22 protein-coding genes are annotated in these 25190 nt (G+C 72.4%); 5 read left to right on the top strand and 17 right to left on the bottom strand.

Annotated elements, in window-relative coordinates; genetic code table 11:
• Window positions 1-211: 211 nt before the first annotated feature.
• Window positions 212-592, top strand: a complete 381-nt coding sequence (locus ACZ69I_RS19415) for a VOC family protein (RefSeq protein WP_467680135.1) — start codon at window positions 212-214, stop codon at window positions 590-592.
• A gap of 18 nt (window positions 593-610) precedes the next feature.
• Here ACZ69I_RS19415 and ACZ69I_RS19410 read toward each other — a convergent pair whose 3' ends face one another.
• From ACZ69I_RS19410 to ACZ69I_RS19375, 8 genes are all read right to left on the bottom strand, one after another.
• On the bottom strand, window positions 611-1282 hold the full coding sequence (locus tag ACZ69I_RS19410; protein ID WP_470833459.1) for a DUF5825 family protein: 672 nt from the start codon (window positions 1280-1282) through the stop codon (window positions 611-613).
• Between the two features lie 33 nt (window positions 1283-1315).
• Window positions 1316-3253 (bottom strand): RiPP maturation radical SAM C-methyltransferase, encoded by a 1938-nt coding sequence (locus ACZ69I_RS19405; protein ID WP_470833457.1) that lies wholly within the window; start codon window positions 3251-3253, stop codon window positions 1316-1318.
• A 65-nt stretch (window positions 3254-3318) separates the two neighbouring features.
• Window positions 3319-3447 carry a hypothetical protein gene (locus tag ACZ69I_RS19400; RefSeq protein ID WP_263399473.1) on the bottom strand — a complete coding sequence of 43 codons (129 nt, stop codon included), beginning with the start codon at window positions 3445-3447 and terminating at the stop codon, window positions 3319-3321.
• Between the two features lie 44 nt (window positions 3448-3491).
• Complete coding sequence (locus ACZ69I_RS19395; RefSeq protein WP_470833455.1) at window positions 3492-5297, bottom strand: alpha/beta hydrolase family protein; 1806 nt, start codon at window positions 5295-5297, stop codon at window positions 3492-3494.
• On the bottom strand, window positions 5294-6568 hold the full coding sequence (locus tag ACZ69I_RS19390; protein ID WP_470833454.1) for an MFS transporter: 1275 nt from the start codon (window positions 6566-6568) through the stop codon (window positions 5294-5296). The genes ACZ69I_RS19395 and ACZ69I_RS19390 overlap by 4 nt, the downstream gene beginning before the upstream one ends.
• A gap of 511 nt (window positions 6569-7079) precedes the next feature.
• Window positions 7080-9800, bottom strand: a complete 2721-nt coding sequence (gene acnA / locus ACZ69I_RS19385) for an aconitate hydratase AcnA (RefSeq protein WP_467680126.1) — start codon at window positions 9798-9800, stop codon at window positions 7080-7082.
• A 206-nt stretch (window positions 9801-10006) separates the two neighbouring features.
• Complete coding sequence (locus ACZ69I_RS19380) at window positions 10007-10681, bottom strand: formylglycine-generating enzyme family protein (protein WP_470833452.1); 675 nt, start codon at window positions 10679-10681, stop codon at window positions 10007-10009.
• 114 nt (window positions 10682-10795) lie between these two features.
• Window positions 10796-11629, bottom strand: coding sequence for a class I SAM-dependent methyltransferase (locus ACZ69I_RS19375; RefSeq protein WP_467682951.1), 834 nt, complete (start codon window positions 11627-11629; stop codon window positions 10796-10798).
• Between the two features lie 110 nt (window positions 11630-11739).
• On the opposite strand from ACZ69I_RS19375, the gene ACZ69I_RS19370 reads away from it, so the two are divergent.
• Window positions 11740-12333, top strand: coding sequence for a TetR/AcrR family transcriptional regulator (locus tag ACZ69I_RS19370; protein WP_470833451.1), 594 nt, complete (start codon window positions 11740-11742; stop codon window positions 12331-12333).
• A 15-nt stretch (window positions 12334-12348) separates the two neighbouring features.
• Here the strand turns inward: ACZ69I_RS19370 and ACZ69I_RS19365 are convergent, their stop codons facing one another.
• Window positions 12349-13353: a LacI family DNA-binding transcriptional regulator gene (locus ACZ69I_RS19365; protein ID WP_470833449.1), complete on the bottom strand. Its 1005-nt coding sequence runs from the start codon at window positions 13351-13353 to the stop codon at window positions 12349-12351.
• A 94-nt stretch (window positions 13354-13447) separates the two neighbouring features.
• On the opposite strand from ACZ69I_RS19365, the gene ACZ69I_RS19360 reads away from it, so the two are divergent.
• Window positions 13448-15349, top strand: a complete 1902-nt coding sequence (locus ACZ69I_RS19360) for an amidohydrolase (protein WP_467682954.1) — start codon at window positions 13448-13450, stop codon at window positions 15347-15349.
• A gap of 104 nt (window positions 15350-15453) precedes the next feature.
• Window positions 15454-16983, top strand: a complete 1530-nt coding sequence (locus tag ACZ69I_RS19355; protein ID WP_470833448.1) for a helix-turn-helix domain-containing protein — start codon at window positions 15454-15456, stop codon at window positions 16981-16983.
• A gap of 31 nt (window positions 16984-17014) precedes the next feature.
• Here the strand turns inward: ACZ69I_RS19355 and mce are convergent, their stop codons facing one another.
• Window positions 17015-17455: a methylmalonyl-CoA epimerase gene (mce, locus tag ACZ69I_RS19350; protein ID WP_470833446.1), complete on the bottom strand. Its 441-nt coding sequence runs from the start codon at window positions 17453-17455 to the stop codon at window positions 17015-17017.
• Between the two features lie 4 nt (window positions 17456-17459).
• Window positions 17460-18119, bottom strand: coding sequence for a peptide deformylase (gene def, locus ACZ69I_RS19345; protein ID WP_470833445.1), 660 nt, complete (start codon window positions 18117-18119; stop codon window positions 17460-17462).
• Window positions 18120-18225: 106 nt separating this feature from the next.
• On the opposite strand from def, the gene ACZ69I_RS19340 reads away from it, so the two are divergent.
• Window positions 18226-18840, top strand: a complete 615-nt coding sequence (locus ACZ69I_RS19340; RefSeq protein WP_470833443.1) for a helix-turn-helix domain-containing protein — start codon at window positions 18226-18228, stop codon at window positions 18838-18840.
• Between the two features lie 98 nt (window positions 18841-18938).
• Here the strand turns inward: ACZ69I_RS19340 and meaB are convergent, their stop codons facing one another.
• The 6 genes from meaB to ACZ69I_RS19310 are packed head-to-tail and all read right to left on the bottom strand — an operon-like array spanning window position 18939 to window position 25176.
• A complete protein-coding gene (gene meaB / locus ACZ69I_RS19335; RefSeq protein WP_467676541.1) occupies window positions 18939-19709 on the bottom strand; it encodes a methylmalonyl Co-A mutase-associated GTPase MeaB in 771 nt (256 codons plus the stop codon).
• A complete protein-coding gene (locus tag ACZ69I_RS19330) occupies window positions 19706-20161 on the bottom strand; it encodes a cobalamin B12-binding domain-containing protein (protein WP_467676543.1) in 456 nt (151 codons plus the stop codon). Before ACZ69I_RS19330 ends, meaB begins: the two co-directional genes overlap by 4 nt.
• Window positions 20158-21480 (bottom strand): crotonyl-CoA carboxylase/reductase, encoded by a 1323-nt coding sequence (gene ccrA / locus ACZ69I_RS19325; RefSeq protein WP_467676545.1) that lies wholly within the window; start codon window positions 21478-21480, stop codon window positions 20158-20160. The genes ACZ69I_RS19330 and ccrA overlap by 4 nt, the downstream gene beginning before the upstream one ends.
• Before the next feature lie 2 nt (window positions 21481-21482).
• On the bottom strand, window positions 21483-23342 hold the full coding sequence (locus ACZ69I_RS19320) for a condensation domain-containing protein (RefSeq protein ID WP_470833441.1): 1860 nt from the start codon (window positions 23340-23342) through the stop codon (window positions 21483-21485).
• The gene (locus ACZ69I_RS19315) at window positions 23339-24919 is read right to left on the bottom strand and encodes an amino acid adenylation domain-containing protein (protein WP_470833439.1); all 1581 of its coding nucleotides are present in this window, start codon (window positions 24917-24919) and stop codon (window positions 23339-23341) included. Before ACZ69I_RS19315 ends, ACZ69I_RS19320 begins: the two co-directional genes overlap by 4 nt.
• Window positions 24916-25176: an acyl carrier protein gene (locus tag ACZ69I_RS19310; RefSeq protein WP_467676551.1), complete on the bottom strand. Its 261-nt coding sequence runs from the start codon at window positions 25174-25176 to the stop codon at window positions 24916-24918. Before ACZ69I_RS19310 ends, ACZ69I_RS19315 begins: the two co-directional genes overlap by 4 nt.
• Window positions 25177-25190 lie beyond the last annotated feature (14 nt).

The following is a 25190-nucleotide window of genomic DNA, read 5'->3' as shown; positions in this document are numbered from 1 at the left end:
GTTCCAACGATTCCAACAGGGGTGCGGTGAGCGGGAGTTGAGCTTTTGAGAGCGCTCTCACGCCATGGTGCGGCCGAGCGTACGGAGCTCGCGCGGACAAGTCCATACCTGCCGCCGGGGGAGCGCTGCTAAGATCCACGGCGACATCGCGTGCCGGTCACCGGCTGGGTGAGGCATGGAGGTGTCGGGACATGCCTGTTGGAGGCATTCCTTGTCGGTACAGCTGAATCACACGATCGTCCACGCCCGGGACAACCGGGAGTCCGCCGAGTTCTTCGCGGACCTGCTCGGCCTCGAAGTCACCGGCGCATGGGGCCCGTTCATCGCGGTGGCCCTGAGCAACGGAGTCACCCTGGACTTCGCCACCGTCCCGGCGGAGCACATCACCCCGCAGCACTACGCCTTCCTGGTCACCGAGGCCGAGTTCGACGCCGCCTACGAGAAGATCGAGGCGCGCGGAATCCGGCACTGGGCCGATCCGCGACAGACGCGGCCGGGTGAGATCAACCGCAACGACGGGGGCAAGGGCGTGTACTTCCTGGACCCGGCGGAGCACGCGATGGAGCTCATCACCGTCCCTTACGGCGGCTGACCTTCCCGGCCCCTCCCCTCAGATCGCGATCGACTGCTGGAGCCAGCGGCTGACCCGGTACGGGAGCCACCACGCGTACGGGCCGACGTCCAGGACGAGTTGCTCGGAGCGGAAGTCGTCGAGGACGGGCTTCGGCACGGTGTCGGCGAGGGCGCCGTGGTCGAGGAGGCCGATGGCCGTCTCGTACTCGGGTTCGTCGGCGGTGAAGCGGCGCAGTTCGCCCCAGCGGCGGTCGCGGATCTGGAGGAAGCCGGGGCCTTTGCGCCACAGGCACTTGCACAGGTAGTGGCCGCGCCGCCAGGCGTTCAGCGCCTCCTCGGCGGTGGCCGGGCCCTCCGCGCCCGCCGGGCCCGACAGCGCGGCGGGTGGCTGGAGGTGGCTGAGCATGCGCCAGGTGTCCCCCGCGTCCGGGTCGAGCCGCAGCTCCCACTCCACCATGACGGCCCGCGCGGTCAGGTCCCGTACGAGACCGAGCCCGTGCAGCGCGGTGGCCGGGTCCGCGGAGGCGGTGAGGTCGACGGGGGCGGGCAGGCGCACCCGGCGCACGCCGAGCTGCCACAGGCGTTCGGCCTGGCCGCGGGGCGGGCCCGGCAGCGGCACCTCGCCCAGGAACATGCCGGGCAGCGCGCACGCGGCGGGGTCGTAGTCGCGCCAGGCCAGCAGTGTGGGCGCGGCCGAGGTGGTGGTCATCTTGCTCCTCCGGGGCGGGCTGGGTCGGGTGGGTCAGGCCGGTTCGCGGACGCCGGATCCGTCCCGCGCCGCGGACGCGGGAGCGGTCTCCGCCGCGTGGGCGTGCCGCATGAAGTCGAGGCGGAGCAGGTCCTCGTTGACCGCGGCCGGGGCGATGTGGACGTACTGGCCCGCGTCGGAGAAGACGATGCCGAGGGCGAGCCAGGAGTCGAGGAGTTCCTGGACCCGGGTCTCGTCGAGGGACAGGTCGACGACGCGTGCCGCGGCCTTCCGCAGGAGGGCCTGGACGCTGTGCGGCTGGTCGAGGAGGCGGAAGACGGCCAGCTCGAAGGGGTCGGTCAGCTCCATGGCGCGCCAGGAGAAGGTGCGCCTGCGGCTGACCAGGACGATGCGGTCGCCGTGGTCGTCGTGGGTGAGGCGGGCGTCGGTGTGGTGCTTGCGCCAGTCGGCGAGGGCCGCGTTGAGCGTCTTGACGGTGGGCTCGTCGATGCCGCGGGCCGGGGCCTCGAAGACGTACGCCATGTCGTACAGCTCTTTTTCGGGCAGGTCGTAGGTGAAGCGGTAGTGGCCTTCGGGCCGCAGGCCGGTGAAGCCGAGTTCGGGCCGCTCGAAATAGGGACTGAAGCGCTCGATGGCGATGCGGGCCGAGAGGTCGACCGGCGGATCGAGGTGTTCGAGGGCGGGAATCTGCGCGATGACGGGGTCGTAGTCCTCGGCGCTCTCGCCGGGGAATCCGTGGAGGTAGTTCCAGGCCACGGAGAGCCCGGTCTCGGCGCCGTCGCGCAGCATCCGGACGTTCTGGCAGCCGCTCACGCCCTTGTCCATCAGGTCGAGGACCCGGCTGTTGAGGCTCTCGATGCCGGGCTGGACGTAGATGAGTCCCGCTTCGGCGAGGGTCCGCAGCTGGCTGCGCTTCATGTTGGCCTTGATCTCGATGTGCAGGCGCAGGTCGTAGCCGCTGTCGATGATGCGGGGCAGGACGGTGGTCAGATAGCGCATGTCGAGGATGTTGTCGACGACGTACATGTCCAGGACGCGGTGGCGCCGGGCCAGTTCGATGATCTCGTCGTAGAAGACGTCCGGGCTCTTGGAACGGAACTCCATGAACGAGCCGTTGAGCCCGCAGAAGGTGCAGTGGTGCTTCTCGCCCCACCAGCAGCCGCGCGCGCCCTCGACGACGAGCTTGGGCTCCACCCAGTTGCGGGCCACGGAGGCGGCGAGGCGCTCGAAGTAACCGCTGTAGTCGGGCGGCAGGATCGCGGCGGGCGGCAGCGGCCGGGTGGCCATGGCGTTCGCGACGCTCCTGCCCTCGGCGTCGCGGTGGCAGAGGCCCGGGATCTCGTCGAGGGGGGTCTTCTCGGTGAGCGCGGTGAGGAGTGCGGGGAAGGCGGCCTCGCCCTCGCCCCGTACGACGTGGTCGACGAAGGGGAAGTTGCGGTGCACGGCGGCGCCCTGTTCGCCGTCGCAGTTGGCGCCGCCCATGACGGTCACCAGGTGCGGGGCGAGTTCCTTGACGCGGCGGGCGCAGGCGAGCGCCGCGGTGTTCTGCTGGAAGGTGGAGGTGAAGCCGACGACGTCGGGCTCGCTCGCCACGACCTGACGGGCGATCATCTCGACGAACTCGGGCACCACGCGGTGCAGTTCGCGCGTCATTTTCATCCGCGCGGCCTTCAGCTTGCCGGTCATCACGGCGGTGAACTCCTCGTCCCGCCAGTCCGGGTCGTCGTAGAGGGCCGAGGAGAAGACCCAGTCGCCGCAGCCCATGAAGTACGAGGAGAGCGCGTAGTACTCGTAGTCGTCACCGGTGAACTCGGTGCGCTCGGTGATCCAGTCGGTGAAGGCGAGGTTGGCGTGCAGCACCTCGGCGGTGGCGCCGGGCACGCGCTCGTCCACGCTCCGTTTGAGGATGCCCAGGGCGAGCGACGGAAGGTCGATGGGCGACCAGGGCATGTTGACCAGCAGTACGCGCACGGGCGCTCCTCCGGGGGTGTGGGCCGGCCGGCCCCCGGGACGTGCCCGGGAACCGGCCGGTGGGATCAGTCCTCGACGGTGTCTTCGCCGTCTTCGGCGTTGCGGAACGGGACGGTGACCGTGATGCCGACGCTCGGCCTGCGGTTCGTCTCGTCCTCCGCGAGCGGGTCGTTGTGAATGACGTCCTTCTGCATGGCTCTCTCCTCTCGGTGATCGAGTGATCCACCGACTCGGTGAGTCAGTGGTTCAGTGCTGGACGGTGCGGTGGTGCAGCCCCCTCTGCCGACGCGTGTTCCGCCGGAGTGGGGCGTCTGGGCGGGCGCAGCTCCCGGTCGAGGAAGAGCACCGCGCGGCGCAGTACGGCCATGTGGTCGCCGCCGTCGTAGCCGTCGTGCCCGGAGTCCAGCCAGAGGGACTCGTGCCGGGCGCCGGCCGCGTCGAGGGCGCGGAGGTAGGAACGGACCTGCTCCGCCGGGCACTTGGTGTCGTGCGTGGCGGCGACGACCAGGAGCGGGTCGCGTACGCGGGCGGCGTACCGGATCGGGGAACTGTGCGCGTACCGCGCGGGCACCTGCTCGGGCGTGCCGCCGAACAGCCGCTCGTCCAGGGCGCGCAGGGCCACGGTGCCCGCGGCGTGGGCGGCGGCGTAGTCGGCGACGGGCTTCACGGCGACACCTGCCCGCCACAGGCCCGGCCGGGTGCCGAGGGCGAGCAGGACGAGGTAGCCGCCCCACGAGGTGCCCCAGAGGCCGGTCGCGTCCGGGCGGATCAGGCCGCGCGCGGTGAGGTCGGCGTGGACGGCGGCGAGGTCGGCGACCTGGGTGTGGCCGACGCCCTCCCGGTACGCGTCTTGCCAGCGGGGCCCGTACCCCGTGGAGCCGCGGTAGTTGACCCGGGCGACGGCGAAGCCGGAGGCGACGAGCGAGTGCACGGTGCCGTCGTAGGCGTCCCTGTCGTGGTCGGCGGGGCCGCCGTGCACGAGGAACACGGCGGGGCAGGGGCCTTCTCCCCCCTCGGGGAGGCTCAGCAAGGTGTGCACGGGACCGTCGGGCCCGGGCGTGTGGACGTCCCGCACGGTGCCGGGGACACGGCCCGCGACGGTGCCGAGCGGCGGCAGCGGTGTGCCGGTGCTCGACGTCATCACCGGCGGGTGCGTGGTGTCGGTCCAGAGGGTGTGGAGGTCGCCGCCGGGGCGCGGGGCCGCGTCCAGGAGCGTGCCGGGCGGGGTGGGGACGGGGGTGAGGGTGCGGCTTTCGAGGTGGGCGCGGTGGAGCAGGGAGCGGCCGTGGCGCTCCTGGCGGATCAGGACGGAGCGGCCGTCCGGGTACCAGCGGGCGGTGATCTGGGTGTCGAGGGCGCACCAGTCGTGGGTGACGGTGCCGGTGGCGGAGGTCCAGGTCGCGAGCGCGTAGCGGTCCTCGCGCTCGCGGACGAGGAGGAGCGTGGCGGCCGGTCCGCCGGGCGCGAAGCCGAGGGCCCAGAGTCGGCCGTGCGGGCCGTGGCCGGGCAGGACGGCGGCCACGGTGCCGTCGGGCGTGAGGAGGGTGACGGCGGCGGGTGAGTCCGCGGTGCGGGTGAGGGCCAGCAGGTCGCCGCTCGGGGCGAGTCCGGCGAGGGCGGCCGGGCCGTCGACGCGCGTCACTTCGCGGCCGGGGCCGCCGCGCGCGCCGATGCGGATCGTGGTGCTGTCGTCCAGGCCGATGCCGACGGTGGCGAGGGGCCCGCCGATGACGGCGAGGCCGCGGGCGGTGCCGTCCGGGACGCCGGTGAGGCCGGGCAGGTCGGGTCCGCCGGTGAAGGCCTGGTGGCGCCATTGGCCGACGCCCCGGGCGTCCTCGTCGAACCACCAGACCCGCGCGTCCCGGTCGATGGCGCCGTGCAGGGTGCCGCCCGGCCGGTCGGTGACCCGGCGGGAGGTGCGGGTCGCGGCGTCCCAGGTGCAGACCTCGCAGCGGCCCTCGGCGTCGGCGGTGAAGACCATCCGGCGCGGGTCGACGGCGCACACCTCGGGCAGCGCGGCGCGGTAGACCTGGAAGCGGCTCACGCGGCGACCTCCGCGAGGGCGGCCCGCCGCGTGGTGTGCACGGCGAGCAGGGTCAGCAGGGCGGCGCAGCCCAGGGCGGGCGCGGCGGTGCCCACCCGGTCCGCGCAGAGCCCGGCGAGGACGGGGGCGAGGGCGGCGGCGCCGCCGGACGCCGTCGCGAGGACCGCGCCGACCCGCGCCTGCAGGGAGGGTTCCGTCACCAGGAGGGCGCGCGCCTGGAGGACGACCGCGGGCAGCGGTACGAGCAGGCAGACCGCGCCGAGCAGCAGGCCGTAGGTCCAGGGCCCGGCGGCGGTGGCGAGGGCCGCGGTGAGCGGCACGAGCAGCCAGGTGACGCCGACGAGGACCCGGGCGGCGCCGACCCGGACGGCGACCCGGGGCGCGGCGAGCGAACCGGCGAGACCGGCGGCGCCGGAGACCGCGAGGACGACGCCCAGCGGGAGCGCGCCGGAACCGGCGCGTTCCAGCGCGAACACGGCGGCGTAGTACAGCGCCACGGCGACGCCGTTGACCAGAGCGATCCACACCAGGACCAGGCGCAGCAGCGGCTGCCGCCGCACCAGGCGCAGGCCCGCGGCGGCCTCGCGGAGCAGCCCGCCCCCGGTGGGCTCCGCCGGGGCCTTCAGCTCGGCCCGCATGCCGCGCACGCAGCAGGCGGCGACGGCGTACGAGAGCGCGTCGGCCAGGAAGGGCAGGGCGCGCGAGAGGCTGTAGGCGGCGCCGCCGAGGGCGGGCCCGACGATGAGCGCGCCCTGGTCGGCGGCGGCGAGGCGGGCGACGGCCCGGGGCTGGTCGTCGGGCGGGCAGACCAGGGCGACGGTGCCGCGTGAGGCGGCGTCGTGGGTGGCGGTGGCGAAGCGCTCGACGAGGACGGCGCCGAGGAGGTGCGGGAGCGTGAGGTGTCCGAAGGCGAGCACGAGGGCGACGGAGCCCATGGCGAGCGCGGAGACGGTGGCGGACCAGAACATGATCGTCTTGCGGGCGCCCCGGTCGGCGGGGACGGCGGCGAGCGGACCGAGCAGGATTCCGGCGGCCAGCGAGAGGCCCGCGACGAGCCCGGCGGTCTGTGCGGAGTGGCCGAGCGCGAGGAGCAGCAGCGGGAGGACGACGCCGGATGCCTGGGTGCCGAGGGCGTCGGTGGCGTTGGCCCACCAGAAGAGGCGGAAGTCGCGGGTGGAGGTGGATCGGGAAGAGGGCCCTTCGGAAGAGGTGGCCCCGGGTTGGCCGGTTCCGCTGTGGTCCGGTGTGTCCGCCTGCGCAAACGACTCCACGCAATTCCCCCATGAACATGAAGTAGCCGTGAAGAGATGTGTGGAAAGTGCAACGAGAGCGGGATCGTAGCCAGGGCTCCGAGGGGGCTACAAGGTGCGGGAGTCACTGTCCGAAAAGCGCGGCGGAGGGGTTGCGCGGCGGGCTCCTGGGGCGGCGACAAGAGGAGACGGGGGTTCCGGCAGGGCTCACGGGGCCGATGGGGTGCGAGTGCCATCTGGGGCGTGAGGGGCACCGGTCAGGACGCGCACATCTCTGCGCGGTGGCGGGTGATCGCTCACGCACTCACCCAACTCGGGCTCCTGGTACGGGCGTTGGCCGGGGCGCAGAGAAAACAGGATGGCCGGTTCGCGACCATCCGCGCGGCACTGGCCAAGGGCAAGAAGCCACGGGCAAGAGCCCACAGCCGTGGCGCCACACCGGGGAGGCGCCACGGACAAAGGCCGAGGGCCGCACCCCGTACGGAACGGGGTGCGGCCCTCGGCCACCGCGTGGGTCCGACCGCTGCGGGCGTCAGCCCTGCTTGCGGATCAGGCTGCGCAGCACGTACTGCATGATGCCGCCGTTGCGGTAGTAGTCCGCCTCACCGGGGGTGTCGATGCGGACGACCGCGTCGAACTCCACACCGGTGTCGGTGGTGACCTTGACCGTGCTCGGCGTGCGGCCCTCGTTCAGCTCGGTCACGCCGGTGAAGGAGAAGGTCTCCTCGCCGGTGAGGCCGAGGGTCTCGGCGGACTGGCCCTCCGGGAACTGGAGCGGCAGGACGCCCATGCCGATGAGGTTCGAGCGGTGGATGCGCTCGTAGGACTCGGCGATGACGGCCTTCACGCCGAGGAGCGCGGTGCCCTTGGCGGCCCAGTCGCGGGACGAGCCCGAGCCGTACTCCTTGCCCGCGAGGATCGCGAGCGGGGTGCCGGCCGCCTGGTAGTTCTGCGAGGCGTCGTAGATGAAGGAGACGGGGCCGTCCTCCTTCGTGAAGTCGCGGGTGAAGCCGCCCTCGGTGCCCGGCGCGATCTGGTTGCGCAGGCGGATGTTCGCGAACGTGCCGCGGATCATGACCTCGTGGTTGCCTCGGCGCGAGCCGTAGCTGTTGAAGTCGCGGCGCTGCACGCCGTGCTCCGTCAGGTACTTGCCGGCCGGGGTGTCGGCCTTGATCGCACCGGCCGGGGAGATGTGGTCGGTGGTGACCGAGTCGCCCAGCTTGGCGAGGACGCGGGCGCCCGTGATGTCGGAGACCGGGGTGGTCTCCATCGTCATGCCCTCGAAGTACGGGGGCTTGCGGACGTACGTCGACTCGGCGTCCCACTCGAAGGTGTTGCCGGTCGGGATCGAGAGCGCCTGCCACTGGGCGTCGCCCGCGAAGACGTCCTGGTAGGACTTGTTGAACATGTCCTCGCCGATGGAGTTGGCGACGACGTCGTTCACCTCGGCCTCGGAGGGCCAGATGTCCTTGAGGTAGACGGGGTTGCCGTCCTGGTCGGCACCGAGCGCCTCGGTGGTGATGTCGACCTTCATCGAACCGGCGATGGCGTACGCGACGACCAGCGGCGGGGACGCCAGGTAGTTCATCTTGACGTCGGGGTTGATGCGGCCCTCGAAGTTGCGGTTGCCCGAGAGCACCGACGTCACGGCCAGGTCGTGGTCGTTGACGGCCTTGGAGACCTCCTCGGGCAGGGGGCCCGAGTTGCCGATGCAGGTGGTGCAGCCGTAGCCGACGAGGTTGAAGCCGACCTTGTCGAGGTAGGGCGTGAGACCCGCCTTGTCGAAGTAGTCGGTGACGACCTTCGAGCCCGGGGCGAGGGTGGTCTTGACCCACGGCTTGCGGGTCAGGCCCTTCTCGACGGCCTTCTTCGCGACGAGCGCGGCGGCGACCATCACGTACGGGTTCGAGGTGTTGGTGCAGGAGGTGATGGCCGCGACCGTGACCGCACCGTGGTCGATCTCGTAGGTCGAGCCGTCGGGGGCCGTGACCGTGGTGGGACGCGACGGGATGCCGTTGGTGGTGGCGGGGGCGTCGGAGGCCGGGAAGGACTCCTCGCCCGCCTCGTCCGCGGTGTCGACGTAGTTGCGCACGTCGAGGGCGAACTGCTGCGCGGCGTTGGCCAGGACGATGCGGTCCTGCGGGCGCTTCGGTCCCGCGATCGACGGGACGACCGTCGACAGGTCCAGCTCCAGCTTCTCGGAGAAGTCGGGCTCGGCGGCCGGGTCGAGCCAGAGGCCCTGCTCCTTGGCGTACGCCTCGACGAGCGCGACCTGCTGCTCGTCGCGGCCGGTCAGGCGCAGGTACTTCAGCGTCTCGTCGTCGATCGGGAAGATCGCGGCGGTGGAGCCGAACTCCGGCGACATGTTGCCGATGGTGGCGCGGTTGGCGAGGCTCGTGGCCGCCACGCCCTCGCCGTAGAACTCGACGAACTTGCCGACGACGCCGTGCTTGCGCAGCATCTCGGTGATCGTGAGCACGAGGTCGGTGGCGGTGGTGCCCGCGGGCAGCTCACCGGTCAGCTTGAAGCCGACGACGCGCGGGATGAGCATGGAGACCGGCTGGCCGAGCATCGCGGCCTCGGCCTCGATGCCGCCGACGCCCCAGCCGAGCACGCCCAGGCCGTTGACCATCGTGGTGTGCGAGTCCGTGCCCACCAGGGTGTCGGGGTAGGCCTGGCCACCCCGGACCATGACCGTACGGGCCAGCTTCTCGATGTTGACCTGGTGCACGATGCCGGTGCCCGGGGGGACGACCTTGAACTCGTCGAAGGCGGTCTGGCCCCAGCGCAGGAACTGGTAGCGCTCCTTGTTGCGGCCGTACTCCAGCTCGACGTTCTGGCCGAAGGCGTCCGCCGTGCCGAACTTGTCGGCGATCACGGAGTGGTCGATGACCAGCTCGGCCGGGGCCAGCGGATTGATCTTGTCCGCGTCACCGCCGAGCTCCTTGACGGCCTCACGCATCGTGGCGAGGTCGACGACGCAGGGCACGCCGGTGAAGTCCTGCATGATCACGCGGGCCGGCGTGAACTGGATCTCCTGCGACGGCTGGGCCTGGGAGTCCCAGTTGCCGAGCGCGCGGATGTGGTCGGCGGTGATGTTCGCGCCGTCCTCGGTACGGAGCAGGTTCTCCAGGAGGACCTTCAGGCTGTAGGGCAGCCGTGCGGCGCCCTCGACCTTGTCCAGCTTGAAGATCTCGTACGACTCGTCGCCCACGCGCAGCGTGCTGCGGGCGTCGAAGCTGTTCGCCGACACGACAGTCTCCTTCATATTTGTGCGCGTTCGCTCACATCCTGCCGCCACGACTCCTCGTCGATCCGCTAAGGTAAGGCTTAGTTAGGTAACCCTTACCGAGTGGCGGCTTCCGGTGCGCCTCGGCAGATATCTCGATGTCGAGATAACTCTAGTACATGACCCGCACGCTCGACGAGGCGCGCCCGCCCACGCCGTCGGCGGGCGGCTCAGCGCGGCCCCGAACGGGCCACGCGGAAGCCCACGTCGTCCACGCGGTAGGTCGGGTGGCTGCGGCGGCGGGCGGAGGCCCGGACGCTCCAGGGGGCGTCGAACCAGCCGCCGCCGCGCAGCACCCGGTACTCGCCGTAGACCTCCGCGTCGTAGACGTCCCAGCACCAGTCCCAGACGTTGCCGAGCATGTCGTACAGGCCCCAGGCGTTGGGCCGCTTGCCGCCCACCTCGTGGAGGCGCTCGCCCGAGTTGTCCCGGTACCAGGCGATCTCGTCGAGCGGGGCGTAGTGCGGGCCCGTCGTGCCCGCGCGGCAGGCGTGCTCCCACTCGGCCTCGGTCGGCAGGCGGTATCCGTCGGCCGCCGCGTCCCACTCGACGGCCTCGCCGTCGATGCGGTAGGCGGGCGTGTGGCTCTCGCGCCGGGACAGGGCGTTGCAGAAGCGGACCGCGTCCTGCCAGGAGACGCCCTCGACCGGCAGCCGGTCCCCGCGAACGGCGCCGGGCCGCTCCCCCGTGACCTCCGCGTACAACCCCTGGGTGACGGGGAACGCCGAGAGGCGGCACGGCGCGACCTCGACCTGCCAGCTGCGGCGGGTCCTGCGGTCCGACACCGTGACCAGGCCCGGCGGGACGGAGACCATCTCGGGCCCGAAGGCCGTGTTCGCGCTCATGAGCAGGGGAGCTTAGAGCCTGGCTCACCCCCGTCGTCCGCGCGGGGCGCGGGCACGGCGGCGGTCGGTGCGTGCCGGGCGTCGGGGCACGGGCGAGGGTGCCAGGACAGGCTCTCAGAGCCTGTGCCGGTCCGCCTCCACGCGCTCCGCGGCGACCGCGAGCGTCGCGTACCTCATCGTGAAGGCGCCGCCCAGCGCGTCGACGGCCGCGCCGACCGCGTCCATGATCCGGGACCGGCCGTCCGGCGGGAGGCGGGTCAGGGCGCCCTGGGTCGGCAGCTGGTCCAGCCAGGCGTCCCGGGTGTAGGCGTGCTCCCAGTCGAAGCGCCACTCCTCGGGTGCGCCGAAACCGCCCGCTCGCCGTATGCCGTCGGTGACCTTGTCGAGGATGCGGCGGTAGGCGCCGTCCGCCAGGGCCGACGTCGCCCGGACGGTGATCGGCGAATCGGGTGCCTCCTTCCGGTGGGCCCTGGCGAACGCCTCCGCCACGGCGGCCGGCGGCTCGGGCACGTTCCAGAACACCACCAGGCGGCCGCCGGGCCGCAGCACCCGCGCCGCCTTGGCCGCCCCCGCCACCGGGTCCACCCAGTGCCAGGCCTGGCCCGCGACCACCGCGTCGAACCGGCGGCCCGCGGGCTCCCAGTCCTCGACCGTCGCCACCTCGGACGCGACGCCGAGCCGGCGCGCCAGCTGCGCCATCCGCCCGTCGGGCTCGACGCCGAGCACGGAGCATCCGGCCGCCTGCAGCTGCCGGGCCACGATGCCGGTGCCGCAGCCGACGTCGAGGACGGTGGGGGCGGACCGGCCGGTGATGATCCGGTCGATCAGGGCATCCGGGTAGCGGGGGCGGGCGCGGTCGTAGCGTTCGGCGTCCACGCCGAAGGACTCCGCGATCCGGCGGTGCCGGTGGGGCTCGTCGCCGGGCCCGTTCGCAGGCATAGTGGGCATGCGCCCACTATGGTGGGCACACGCCCACTCGTCAACGGACCTGCGGGCGGCGGCAGTTAGGCGGCCCGAGCATTCGAGCCACCGCAGCATGCGAAGAAGGAGAGACCCACGTGCCGACCGGAGTCGCCATCCGCGATGTGCGCGAGCAGCTGTTCGACGCCGCCGAACGCGTCCTGCTCCGCGCCGGGCCGAACGCCCTGACCAGTCGCGCGGTCACCACGGAGGCGGGCTGCGCCAAAGGGGTCCTGCACCGGCACTTCGACGACTTCGACGCGTTCCTCGCCGAGCTGGTGCTCGACCGCATCGCGAGGATCACCGGCCGGGGTGCCGCCCTGCGCACCGCCGCGGGGACCGACACCGTCATCGGCCATGTCACCGACGCGCTGACGGAGCTCTTCGGTTCGGTCGCCCTGGGCATCCTCGGCCTCATCGCCTCGCGGGACGCCCTGCGCGCCCGGCTGCGCGGCACCACACCGGCCGGCATCCCCGTCCTGACGGAGGCCGGGGCCGTGCTCACCGCCTACCTCACCGCGGAGCGCGAGCTGGGCCGCCTCGCCCCGGACGCGGATGTCGACACGCTCGCGCTCACCCTGATCGGCAGCGGGCACCTGCTCTTCGCCGGGCGAGAGGGCGCGCCGCCGGAGCCCGGGGCGGTCCGGAAGGTCGTGACGTCCGTGGTCGGGGCTGCCGTGCGGGAGGCATGACCCGTCCGCGCGGTCCTAGGACCGCGCGGGCCCGTTGCCCGACGACGCCCTGACCCGCAGCCCCGCCGGTACGACCACCGGGCCGGGCGGCGGCGTGCCGCTGCCCTCGATCAGGTCCACGAGGACGGCGACGGCGGCGCGGGCCGCCCGCTCCGGGTCGAGGGTCACCGTGGTGACGGGCGGGTCGGTCGTCGCGTAGCCGGGGTCCTCGCTCGCGCAGGCCACGCGCAGGTCGTCGGGGACGCGCAGCCCGTGCCGCGCCGCCGCGGCGAGGAGCTGACGGCCGCCGGGGTCGTACGCGGCGTAGACGGCGTCGACGCGGTCCCGGCGGGTCAGCAGCGCGTCGAAGGCGTGCCCCCTGCCGTCGGCCGGGTCGAAGGGCACGACCAGCGGGGCCGCGCCGCGCTCCGCGCACCACTGTTCGTAGGCCCTCGTCACGGCGCGGGCGTAGTGCTCGTCGCCGTTGCCGGACTGCAGGGCGGTCCGGCGGGCTCCCGCGGCGGCGAGGTGGTCGAGGACCTCGCGGGTGGTCGCGTCGTGGTCGTTGTCGACCCAGTGGTCGCCGGGGCGCGGGTCGCCGGGGACGCCGTCGAAGACGAGCGGAACGCCGCGGGCGCGCAGGGCGCGGACCATGGGGTCGCCGCGCGGACTGTCCACGATCAGCATGCCGTCGACGGCGAGCCGGTGCCAGGAGTCGTCGGCGGCGCGGTCGGCGGGGAGCGTGATGAGGGCGTAGCCGCGGGCGTGGGCCGCCGACGTGGCCGCCGTGACGGCGCGTGAGAAGTAGGCGATCTCGGTGTAGTTCCAGGCTTCGGGGAACGTGGTCACGGCGATGCCCAGGGTGCGGCTGCGCGGGGGCCCCGGGGTGCCGTAGCCGAGCCGCGTCGCGGTCTCGCGGACCCGGCGGCGGGTGGCGTCGCCGATCCTGCCGGTGCCGTTGAGGGCGTGCGAGACCGTCGCCGTCGAAACCTCCGCGGCGCGGGCTATGTCGGCGAGAGTCGGCCCTGGCACGCGGCTCATCGTACGGAATCCGTCGTCCGCGGCGGGTTCTGGTTAACGGATTACTCGTCGAGGGTTCCCCCCACTCGTAGCCGCTACGTCTTGGAGTGTGGTCATGCCCCAGCCGCCCGTCCCCGCGCCCTCCGCCCTCTCCCGGCGCGGCCTCCTCGCCGCCGCGGGAGCCGCGGGAGCCGCCGGGCTCGCCGTCACCGCGGCGGGCCCCGCCGCGGCCTCGTCGCCCCGCCGGTCCGCCGACCTCGTCGTGCACAACGCCCGCGTCTTCACCGGCACTTCGGACCGCGGCCGCCCCGATGCGGTGGCCGTCGGGCGGGACGGCCGGATCCTCGCCGTCGGCACGGACGCCGCCGTCAGGCGCTTCGTGGGGCGCGACACCGACGTCGTGGACGCGCGGGGCGGGACCCTCATGAGCGGCATCCAGGACGGGCACGCCCACCCGATGGACGCCGCGGGCCGTTCGCTGCGCCCCTCGCTCGCGGGGGCCGAGCAGACCGTCGAGGAGCTGCGCAAGACGCTGACCGGGTTCCTGAAGGACTCCGCCGAGCAGGAGCCCGACGGCTGGCTGGTGGTGGAGGACTGGAACCCGGTCGGGCTGCTCCCCCACGGCACCGCCCCGCACCACGCGATGCTCGACGCCCTGCCGACCCGGCGCCCCATCGCCCTGCGCGGCGGCGACGGCCACAACCTGTGGGCCAACCAGCGCGCCCTGGACATCGCGAAGGTCACCGCGAGCACTCCCGACCCGGTCGGCGGCAAGATCGTCAAGGGCGCGGACGGCAAGCCGACCGGCGTGCTCAAGGACGACGCGCAGCCGCTCGTCTCCCGGCACATCCCCGAACCCGACGCGACCCGGTTGGCCGATGCCGCCGCGAAGATCCTCGCCGAGGCCGCCGCGTCCGGGATCACCACCTTCATGGAAGCCGTGGTGGGGAAGGAGGAGCTGAAGCTCTATCAGCGGCTCGCCGAGTCTGGCCGGCTGCTCCAGCGCATCGTGCCCGCCCTGCGCCTCGACACCGACCTGACGAAGGATCCGGCCGCCGCGCTCGCGTACGCGAAGGGGCTGCGGGCGCGCTTCGAGGACGTACGCGGACTGCGCTTCGGCACGGTCAAGGTCTTCCTCGACGGTGTCATCGAGTACCCGGCCCAGACCGCCGCGCTGCTCGACCCCTATCTGGACGAGGACGGCAGGCCCACGGACCACCGCGGCGACCTCTACGTGAGCGCCGCCGACTACGGGCGCCTGAGCGCCGCCTTCAACGCCGAGGGCTGGCAGATGCACGCCCACGCCATCGGCGACCGCGCCGTGCGCGCCTCCCTCGACGGATACGCGTACGCCCTGCGCAGGACCGGCCGCCGCGACGTCCGCAACACCACCGCCCACCTCCAGCTGGTCCACCCCGCCGACCTGCCGCGCTTCGCCGCGCTCGGCGTCGTGGCGTGCATGCAGCTCCAGTGGGCCACGCGCAACATCTGGACCATGGACGCCCTGCTGCCCTACATCGGCGCCGCGCGCCACCGGCGGCTGTACCCGGCGCGCAGCCTGCGCGAGCGGCGCGCGGCGCTCGCGGGTGGCTCGGACTGGCCGGTCGACCCCCTGCAGGTCTGGAACCAGATCCGCACCGCGGTCGACCGCGAGGGCATGGAGGGCGGGGGCGATCTCTACCGCGCGCGCGAAGGGCTCAGCCGGACGTCGTCCCTGCTCATGCACACCTTGGGCACCGCGCGTCAACTCCGCGCGGAGCACATGACCGGGACCGTCGAGAGGGGAAAAGCAGCCGATCTCGTGCTGCTCGACCGCGATGTGACGCGGTGTCCGGTGGCCGATATCAGCTCGTCCGAGGTGCGCCTCACGCTCGTCGGAGGCACAGTGGTGCACGACGCCGAGTCGTCGGCAGGACGCGCGGCCGCCGCCCGAGTGACGCGGGCGGCGGCGGGGCCCCGGCCCACGTCGTACGCGTCGGTGCACGGCGGTCGGCACGCCTCGTGCGGCTGCGGCTGACCTCCCGGGCGGCGCACCGGGCGGGAAGAGCCACCGGACGGCCGAACCCCATATGGCCTACCCCAGCGCGTGCTTCATCTCATATCTGAGATAACCTGCGACGCATGGCAGACGACTACCTCGTACGCATCGGCAAGCTCATCCGTGACGCCCGTCAGCATCGGGGCTGGACACAGACGCAGCTCGCCGAGGCGCTCTCCACCAGCCAGAGCGCCGTGAACCGCATCGAGCGCGGCAACCAGAACATCAGCCTTGAGATGATCGCCCGGATCGGCGAGGCGCTCGACAGCGAGATCGTGTCGCTCGGCTATGCCGGGCCGATGCACCTGCGGGTGGTCGGCGGCCGCCGGCTCTCCGGCTCCATCGACGTCAAGACGAGCAAGAACGCGTGCGTGGCGCTGCTCTGCGCGTCCCTCCTGAACAAGGGGCGCACGGTGCTGCGCCGCGTCGCCCGCATCGAGGAGGTCTACCGCCTCCTGGAGGTCCTCAACTCCATCGGTGTGCGCACCCGTTGGATCAACGAGGGCGTCGACCTGGAGATCGTGCCGCCCGCCCGCCTCGAGATGGAGGCCATCGACGCGGAGGCCGCCCGTCGCACCCGCTCCATCATCATGTTCCTCGGCCCGCTGCTGCACCGCCTGGACCACTTCAAGCTGCCGTACGCGGGCGGCTGCGACCTCGGCACCCGCACGATCGAGCCACACATGATCGCGCTGCGCCGGTTCGGCCTGGACATCGCGGCGACCGAGGGGCTGTATCACGCCGAGGTGGCACGCGACGTCAGCCCCGACCGCCCCATCGTCCTCACCGAACGCGGGGACACGGTCACCGAGAACGCGCTGCTCGCCGCGGCGCGCAGCGCGGGCACCACCGTCATCCGCAACGCCTCGTCGAACTACATGGTCCAGGACCTCTGCTTCTTCCTGGAGGCGCTGGGCGTCGAGGTCGAGGGCATCGGCACGACCACGCTGACCGTGCACGGCGTCCCCACCATCGACGTCGACGTGGACTACTCCCCCTCCGAGGACCCGGTCGAGGCGATGAGCCTGCTGGCCGCCGCCGTCGTCACGGAGTCCGAGCTGACGGTCCGCCGGGTGCCGATCGAGTTCCTGGAGATCGAGCTCGCGGTCCTGGAGGAGATGGGCCTCGACCACGACCGCACGGCGGAGTACCCCGCCGACAACGGCCGTACGCGCCTGATCGACCTCACCGTGCGCCCCTCCAAGCTGGAGGCGCCGATCGACAAGATCCACCCGATGCCGTTCCCCGGCCTGAACATCGACAACGTCCCCTTCTTCGCGGCCATCGCGGCCGCGGCGCAGGGCAAGACGCTGATCCATGACTGGGTGTACGACAACCGGGCGATCTACCTCACCGACCTGAACCGCCTCGGCGGCCGCCTCCAACTCCTGGACCCGCACCGGGTCCTTGTGGAGGGTCCGACCCGCTGGAGGGCCGCCGAGATGATGTGCCCGCCCGCGCTGCGCCCCGCCGTGGTCGTGCTGCTCGCGATGATGGCGGCCGAGGGCACGTCCGTGCTGCGCAACGTGTACGTGATCAACCGCGGTTACGAGGACCTGGCGGAGCGCCTGAACTCGGTGGGCGCGCAGATCGAGACGTTCCGGGACATCTGACCCGGGATGCCGCGCCGCCGGGCCCGGGGGTTCAGTGCCCGTTCGGGTCCGGCGGCGCGGCCGTGACGAGTTCGGTCAGCACGCCGTGGCAGTCCTTGGGGTGCAGGAAGGTGATCCGCGACCCCATGGACCCGGTCCGCGGCTCGTCGTAGAGCACCCGTACGCCCTTGGCCCGGATGGCCTCGGCGTCGCCGTCCACGTCCGCGGTGCCGAACGCGATGTGGTGGACACCCTCGCCGTTCTTGGCCAGCCACTTGCCCACCACGGAGTCATCCCGGGTCGACTCCAGCAGCTGGAGGTAGCTGGCGCCGCCGTCCGAGGTCTCGTTGATCTTCAACATCGCCTCGCGGAGGCCCTGTTCCTCGTTGGCCTCGATGTGCAGGACCTCGAAACCGTACGTCGCACGGTAGAACTCGACGGTCGCGTCGAGGTCGAAACAGGCGATCCCGATGTGGTCGATTCGCGTCAGCACGGCGTCACTTGCCCAGCTTCTTGGCCGTGGCGGCCCGCCGGGCGAACATCTTCTCCTTGGAGTCCTCCATCTCGGCCAGCGCGGACTTCCGCTCCCGCTTGCTGAGCCGGTCCAGGTAGAGGTGGCCGTGCAGGTGGTCCGTCTCGTGCTGCAGGCACCGGGCGAAGTAGCCCCGGCCCTCGATCACGAGCGGGTTGCCGTCCTTGTCCTTGCCGCGTACGACGGCACGGTCGGGGCGGGGCACCATGCGGTAGGGGCCCGGCACGGACAGGCACCCCTCCGTCTCCTCGACCAGCACGCGCTCGTCGGCCTCGATCTCGTCCAGGACCGGGTTGGCGATGTGCCCGACGTGGCGCACGCCCCAGTCGTCCACGATGTCCCACACGAACAACTGCAGGTCGACGTCGATCTGGTTGGCCGCGAGACCCGCGCCCTCCGCGACCTGGTTCGTGGCGAACATGTCGTCGATCAGCTGCGAGAGCTCGGGCGTGCCGAACTCGGTGACCTCCCGGCACCGCCTGCTGAGGATCTCCTCCCCCACGACGGTGATGCGGCGCACCGTGCCCCGTTCGACCTCCGGGGCGAACTGCGGGTAGGAGTCCACCGGTTCCCCCTGCACTCGCACCCGGCGATCCTGCGAGATGTCACCGTTCCGAACAGCCATGGAGTTTCAACGCCTTCCGCACATGCACGCGCCGGCCAGGGAGTTGTCCCCGGCCGGCGGTGGCCCAGCTTGACCGAATGCTTTCCAAAGTAGCAGCCTTTGCAAAGTGAGCGACAAGGACCGTCAAGCAGCCTCCAGGGAGCCCCCGTTGAGCCGTGCCCGAAAGACACTCCCGGACCATCCCGTGCGCATCGCCCTGCTCGACCTGCTGGCCGAGGTCGGCACCGTCACGTCCACCCAGGCCGCCGCCCGGCTCGGCCACAGCTCCGGCCTCTGCTCCTTCCACCTGCGCCAACTCGCCCGGCACGGCCTCATCGAGGAGGTACCGCGGCAGGGCGGGCGGGCGCGGCCGTGGCGGCTCAGGTGGGAGTCCTCGCACGGTCCCGGCCAGGAGGCACCGGAGCGGTTCGACGACCTGGCACGCGGGTTGGAGGACGAGAGCTACCAGCACTGGCTGAGCCACCGGGACCGGGCGCCGGCCGAGTGGCGCCACGACGAGTCCTTCAGCGCCGTGGTCCACGTCACCCCGGCGGAGATGGCCGGACTCGCCGCTTCCGTACGCCTCTTGCTGGCCGGTTACCGCGACCGCGACCACCGGGCCGTCGCGGGGACCATGCCCGTGGCCGCGGTGGCCCGGCTGTTCCCGCTGCTGGACGAGGACGGCACGCAGGCGCCGCCCGCGGGCCTTCCCCCGGAGACCGGACGCCCCGGACACGGGTGAGCGTGCGGGAGTCGGATGGTCGCCGGTCGCCGTGGGGAAGTGCCGCGTGTCGTACCGGTCGTACGGGTTGTACTGGCCCCGGGGCGGACGGGGTGGTGTCAGGGCCGGGGCGCGCGGTCCGGGTCGGCCGGGCCGTCGACGCCGAGGGCCGCGATGACGTCCGCCGCCCCCTCACGACGGCTCGCCGTGGTGGTCACGACCGGGATGTCGCGGGTGCCGAGGGCGACCATGGCGCGCAGTTCGCGGACCATCGCGTGGACTCCGTCCTGATCGGCCTTGTTCACGACGTAGAGGTCGGCGATCTCCAGCACACCGGCCTTGGCCATCTGGATGCCGTCGCCCGCGCCGGGGGCGAGGACGACGACGGTCCGGTCCGCGACCGACGCGATCTCGACCTCCGACTGCCCGGCCCCGACCGTCTCGATCAGGATGACGTCGAAACCGACCTCGGCCAGGACCGAGATCATGGGCCGGGCGGTGGCCGAGAGCCCGCCGAGGTGGCCGCGGCTCGACACCGACCGGATGAACACCCCGGGGTCGTCCGAATGCTCCTGCATGCGGATGCGGTCGCCGAGCAGCGCGCCACCGGTCACCGGCGACGACGGATCGAAACAGAGCACCGCCACACGCTTGTCCCGCCGCCGGTACTCGGCGACGAGGCAGGAGACGAACGTCGACTTGCCCACCCCCGGCGGACCGGTCAGGCCGATGACCGGGCACGCTCCCGCGGCCGGCCCCGGCGCGCCCGGAGCCCGGAGGTCGGCCTCCGTGAGGGCGTGGTTCTCCGCGCGCCCCATGAGCCGGGCCAGCGCCCGGACGTTGCCCTGCCGGGCGGACTCCAGCATGGCGTGCGGCGGCCCCCCGGTCACTCGGTCACCTCGAGCGGACGCAGGTTGGCGTGCGCCCAGTCGATGATCTCGGGGAGGGAGTCACGGGAGGTGAAGATCCGGCGTACTCCCCTCTCGATGAGCAGGCGGGCGTCCTCCGGCGGAATGATGCCGCCGCAGAAGACCGGCATGTCCGCCGCGTCGTTCTCGCTGAGCAACGCCAGGACGCGCGGCACCAGTTCCATGTGGGCGCCCGACAGCAGGGACAGGCCGACCGCGTCGGCGCCCTCCTCCAGAGCGGTACGGACTATCTGCTCGGGCGTCTGGCGCAGCCCGGTGTAGATGACCTCCATACCGGCGTCGCGCAGGGCCCGCGCCACCACCTTGGCCCCGCGGTCGTGGCCGTCGAGCCCCGGCTTGGCGACCACCACTCGCACGCGGTGCACCTGTCCCCCGGCCTTTCCGGTGTCCGTGGTCGCAGACAGCGCCGTCATGCCGTCATCAGCGGGGCGACCCGGTCCTCGCCGATCCGGGAGCGCAGCGCGGAGTCGGTGACTCCGAGCCCGCTGGACGGTGCCAGGCAGAGCACGCCGACCTTGCCGAGGTGCTCGTTCAGCTGGATCATGCGCGCGGCCTCGCCCGTCTCCGCGAACGGGTACACCTCGGACAGCATCGGCATCACCCGGCCGCGCTGGATGAGGCGGTTCGCCTGGTACTGCTCGTACAGGTTCGCCCCGTGGCTGCCGACGATCTTCTTCAGCCGCATCCACAGGTAGCGGTTGTCGAAGGTGTGCTGGTAGCCCGTGCTCGACCCGCAGGTCACGATGGTGCCGCCGCGCCGGGCGATGAACACCGAGAGGCCGAAGGTCTCGCGGCCGACGTGCTCGAAGACGATGTTCGGGTCCTCGCCGATCTCACGCCTGATGATCTTGCCGAGTCGCTTGCCCGTCGCCACGGTGACGTCCGGATCGGCGGAGATCTCACCGATCTCGCGCCGGTCGATGACCAGCTCGCAGCCGAGCTTGCGGGCGACCTCGGCCTTCTCGTCCGAACTGACGATGCCGATCGGTATGCCGCCGCCGTTGCGGACGAACTGCACCGCGTAGCCGCCGAGGCCGCCCGCCGCGCCCCAGACGAGCACCACGTCGCCCTGGCGCATGTTGGCACCGCGCTCACTGACGAGCATCCGGTAGGCCGTGCCGGCGCACAGCGGGTTGCTGGCCGCCTCCTCCCAGGTGAGGTGGGCCGCCTTGGGCAGCAGCTGGCTGGCCCGGACGACCGCGTAGTCGGCGAGACCGCCGAAGTTCGTCTCGAAGCCCCAGGCGCGCTGCTCGTCACCCATCATGCCGTCGTGCTGGGTGAGCGGTTCCTGGTCGTCGACGTGGGCCGTCGCCACGGCGACGTGGTCACCGACCTTCCAGTTGCGCACGCCGTCACCGACGCGCACGATCACTCCGGAGGCGTCCGAGCCGAGCACGTGATAGGGCTGGTCGTGTCGCGCGGCCCAGCCGCCCTGCTTGCCGTAGTGGCGCAGGAAGTTGAAGGTGGGCAGCGGCTCGAAGGTCGCGGACCAGATCGTGTTGTAGTTCATCCCCGCCGCCATGACGGCGACCAGCACCTCGTCGGGGGCCAGTTCCGGCATCGGAACCTTGCCGAGGTGGATCGATTTGCGGACGTCCTTGTCCTCGACGCCGGCGAAGATGCCGATGTCCTCGGTGCGCAGGTAGGCCGCGTTGTACTCGCCGGGGACCGGAAGCCGTTCCAGTACGTCGGGCGTGGCGCCCGCGATCACAGCTGCCGAAAGCTCGTCCATGGTCATCCTTCTTGAGTCTCAGCGTCGGTGCCGAGGTCGGGTGCGGTGCTGGTGGGGTGGTCGGAAACGGTGATCCTGATGCGCCCGGGCAGATCGCTGCCGTGCAGCCAGGTGCGCAGGTGGGCGCGGATGTCGCGCGCGCTCGGAGCGTCCCGGGCGGGCCCGGTCACGGTGAGTACCGCGGTCTCCGTCCGGGCCTTCTCCAGGCGTACCTCCGCCTCCCGGACCCAGGGGTGGGTGCGGGCGACGCGGGCGACGGCGGAGGCGTCGATCAGGCTGCGGGTGCGGATCCACCGGCCGTCCCGCGGCCCGAGGAGGCGCACCCGGCCGTCGGCGGCGACGTACCCGCAGTCGTCGGTCGGGACCTCCCGGCCGTCGGGCAACAGGGCCCGCACTGTCCCCGCGATGGAGCGCGGCAGCGGCTGCCCCGACCGGCCGTGCACCGTGAACGCGACACCGTCCACGGGCGCCAGGCCGGGCGGGTGGGGGGCGTCCTCGTCCCGTACGGTCCCCGCGCGGAGGTCTCCGCACAGGTACGGGGTTCCGCCGGTGGCGGGCTCCGGGCGGTCGGCGCGCGCCGGGCTGACCGAGGAGGCCGTGCGGTCCTCGGCGAGGTCGCTGACGGCGGTGCGGAAGTCGGCCAGGAGCTGTTCGGCCTCCGCCGTCCCCATGAGGTCCTTGCGGTAGTCGAGGCGCACCCGGCACCGCGGCCAGTCCGCCCGGATCTGCAGCGTCCTGGCCAGGGCCGCGTTGGTGTTCGGCGTGAAGAAGTCCCAGGCGGAGCGCAGGCCCGGGATGTCCAGGTCGAGCCCGGCCGGGGGGCGGGGGAAGGACAGGCCGAGCTCGGTGCTGAGCCGGGCCATCGGTTTGCCGGGCACACCGGCGACCAGGTCGACGAAGGGGACGCGGCGGTAGCGCGCCAGTTGCGCGAGGGCCCGGCGCGCGGTGTCCACCGACTGTTTGGTCGACGCGCCCCGGGCGATCCGCAGGGCCACGGGGACCACGTTGATCTGGAGCCCGGCGACGTGGCCGGTGTGCTCGTCACTGACGTCGGAGGCCAGGGCGAGGAGCGGGTCGGTGTTGTCGTAGACCGCCAGTTGGCGGGTGAGCGCCGCCAGGAGCATGGTGAAGGTGCTCACCTTGAGCGCCCGCGCCTTCGTACGAAGGGTGGCGACCGCGGACGGGTCGAGTTCGATCGTCGGCGAGGCGGTGACCGTCCGCTGACCCAGGCGTCCGCCTTCGGGCAGTGCCATCGGCGTCGCCCTGTCGACGGCGGTGCGCCAGAACTCGACGGCCTCCTCCGTCACTTCGCGGGGGGCCACCGGTGTGTCGGGCGCGGCCAGCGGCGTCGGGTCCACCGCCCTGCCCGCTCGCAGCTCCCCCAGGCAGGAGGAGAAGTCGCGGGCCACGATGAACTTGCTCCGCCCGTCGAACCCGGCGTGGTGGGCCTCGAACACGACCGAGCAGCGGTCGGCGGCGTGCGTGAGGAGCCGGAAGCGGATGGGTGCCTCGGTGGCCAGGTCCCAGTGGCGGTGCTGTTCGGGCAGTTCGCGCCAGGCCCGGACCGCCGCGCGCTCGGCGCCCTCCTCGCACGGCAGGTCGCCGTGCGCGAAGGAGAGGGCCTCCTGGGCGGGCAGGACACACTGGCGCAACTGCCCCTCGACCAGGCGCAGTACCGACCGCAGGGGTTCGTGGCGGTGCAGCACGAGCCGTGCGGCGGCTTCCAGGTGGCGCGGGTCGACCGCGCCGCGGAAGGTCACCACGAAGTAGCCGCCGCCGCTGATCGACGGGTCGATCGTGGCTTCCGCCCACAGCGCGTACTGGCCGGCGTCCGCGGGCCTGTCGTGCAGGATCGTCGTCATGCGCGGCCGCCCCGGTCGCGTCGGCGCCTGGCGCGGTCCTCGTTGATCAGCGCGACGACGGTCTCCCGGTCGATCTTCCCGCTGGGAGTCCTCGGCAGTTCGGGCAGCTCCGTCACCGAGACCGGCACCGAGACCTCCGGCAGCACCTTGCGCAGCCGCTCCAGCGCGGCGGCCTCGACCGGCCCGGTGCAGCCCTCGCGCAGGACGACCGCGGCGCGCAGGCTGGCGTGGCCGGACTTGGTGGCCACCATGGCGGTCGCGGCCGCGGCGATGTCGGGGTCCGCGAGCAGCTGTGCGTCGACTTCCAGGAGGTCCACGCGGATTCCGCGGATCTTGATCTGGCTGTCCACGCGGGAGAGGAAGCGCACGCCGTCGTCGGTGAGTTCCACCAGGTCGCCGGTGCGGAAGGCCCGGGTGTGCCCGGCCGGTGAGGGCGCGATGGTGACGTAGCGCTCGGCCGTCAGCTCCGGCCTGCCCAGATACCCCTCGGACAGCGGGTGCCCCGTCACCAGGAGCTCGCCGATGCGGGGCGTCTCCGCGGACTCCGGGTCGATGAGCAGTTCGCAACCCGGCAGGGGGACGCCGATCGGCGGCAGATGGGGCCACGCGTACGGGTCGGGCCCCAGGACGTGCGAGGTCACCATGGCGGACTCGCTCTGTCCGTAGTGGTTGACCAGTCGGCAGCCGGGCAGCGCGGCGAACATCGCCCGGATGTCCTCCGAGCAGACGACCTGCTCACCGGCGGTGTTCACCTCGACAAGACGCAGCTCGGCCAGCGTGTCGGCCCGCGCCGTCACGGCAAGCATCTGCAGGGCGACGAACGGCAGGAACAGCCGCTCGACCCGGTGCTCGGCCAGCCAGCGCAGCAGCCGCGACGGCTCGCGGCGCAGCTCCTCCGGCATGACCGCCAGCGTGCCGCCGCCGCACAGCGTGCCCAGGATCTCCTGGAACGAGACGTCGAAGTTCAGCGGGGCGAACTGTGCGGTGCGCAGGTCGGGGCGCGGGGAATGGGACGCCTGCCACTCGACCATCGCGTCGATGCAGCGGTGGCTCAGGGCCACGCCCTTGGGCCAGCCCGTCGACCCGGAGGTGTAGATGACGTACGCGGCCAGCTCGGGGTCGCAGTCGACCGGACGCAGGTCAAGGGATGCGGGCACGGCGGGTGCCCGACCGACGTCCACCCGCGGGCCGCCGTAGCGCACGCGGGTGTCCTCGGTGGTGATGACGGCGCGCGGCTCACAGTCGTCGATCATGAACTGCAGGCGTTCGACGGGGTATTCGGGATCCAGCGGGACGTACGTGGCTCCGCGCAGCATCACCGCGAACAGTGCGGCGACGGCGCCCGCGCCGCGCGGCCTGGACACCGCGACCCGGTCGCCCACGCCCACTCCGGCCGCGGCCAGGTCGGCCGAGACGGCCTGCGCCCAGGCCGCCAGTTCCGCGTACGTGTAGGAGCGGTCGGCGTCGATCACCGCCTCGCGTTCCGGGTGGTCGGTGACGTGGCGGACAAAGGTCGTCAGGAAGCACTCCGGGTTCGCCGGGCCGCCCCACAACGACGTCCATGTGTGCGTGGTCATGCGCTCGTCCCCTGGCGCGCCTTGGCGGACAGCTCCTCGTCGACCGCGTCCACGAACTCTTCGATGGTGGGGTTGTCGAATATCAGGTGCAGTTCCGCTTCCAGGCCGTACTCCCGCTCGACCAGGGCGAGGATCTTCGCGGCCACGAGGGACTCGCCGCCCAGGTCGAAGAAGTTGTCCTCGGGCGTGAGGCCCTCCTCGCCGGTGGCCCGCTCCCAGAAGGTGATGACGGTGTCGGTCAGCTGCTGCTTGTTCATGTTTCTTCGCTATC

Source organism: Streptomyces sp. NPDC036815 (genome assembly GCF_055609205.1).
The sequence above is the reverse complement of the archived record's forward strand: the minus strand, read 5'-3'. Positions and strand labels throughout refer to the sequence as shown.

Coding starts and splice junctions, on each gene's coding strand:
- ACZ69I_RS19410 (WP_470833459.1), bottom strand. CDS start 1,282: ATGACCACCACCTCGGCCGCGCCCACACTGCTGGCCTGGCGCGACTAC.
- ACZ69I_RS19400 (WP_263399473.1), bottom strand. CDS start 3,447: ATGCAGAAGGACGTCATTCACAACGACCCGCTCGCGGAGGACGAGACG.
- ACZ69I_RS19380 (WP_470833452.1), bottom strand. CDS start 10,681: ATGAGCGCGAACACGGCCTTCGGGCCCGAGATGGTCTCCGTCCCGCCG.
- ACZ69I_RS19375 (WP_467682951.1), bottom strand. CDS start 11,629: ATGCCCACTATGCCTGCGAACGGGCCCGGCGACGAGCCCCACCGGCAC.
- ACZ69I_RS19365 (WP_470833449.1), bottom strand. CDS start 13,353: ATGAGCCGCGTGCCAGGGCCGACTCTCGCCGACATAGCCCGCGCCGCG.
- ACZ69I_RS19360 (WP_467682954.1), top strand. CDS start 13,448: ATGCCCCAGCCGCCCGTCCCCGCGCCCTCCGCCCTCTCCCGGCGCGGC.
- ACZ69I_RS19355 (WP_470833448.1), top strand. CDS start 15,454: ATGGCAGACGACTACCTCGTACGCATCGGCAAGCTCATCCGTGACGCC.
- def (WP_470833445.1), bottom strand. CDS start 18,119: ATGGCTGTTCGGAACGGTGACATCTCGCAGGATCGCCGGGTGCGAGTG.
- ACZ69I_RS19330 (WP_467676543.1), bottom strand. CDS start 20,161: ATGACGGCGCTGTCTGCGACCACGGACACCGGAAAGGCCGGGGGACAG.
- ccrA (WP_467676545.1), bottom strand. CDS start 21,480: ATGGACGAGCTTTCGGCAGCTGTGATCGCGGGCGCCACGCCCGACGTA.
- ACZ69I_RS19320 (WP_470833441.1), bottom strand. CDS start 23,342: ATGACGACGATCCTGCACGACAGGCCCGCGGACGCCGGCCAGTACGCG.
- ACZ69I_RS19315 (WP_470833439.1), bottom strand. CDS start 24,919: ATGACCACGCACACATGGACGTCGTTGTGGGGCGGCCCGGCGAACCCG.
- ACZ69I_RS19310 (WP_467676551.1), bottom strand. CDS start 25,176: ATGAACAAGCAGCAGCTGACCGACACCGTCATCACCTTCTGGGAGCGG.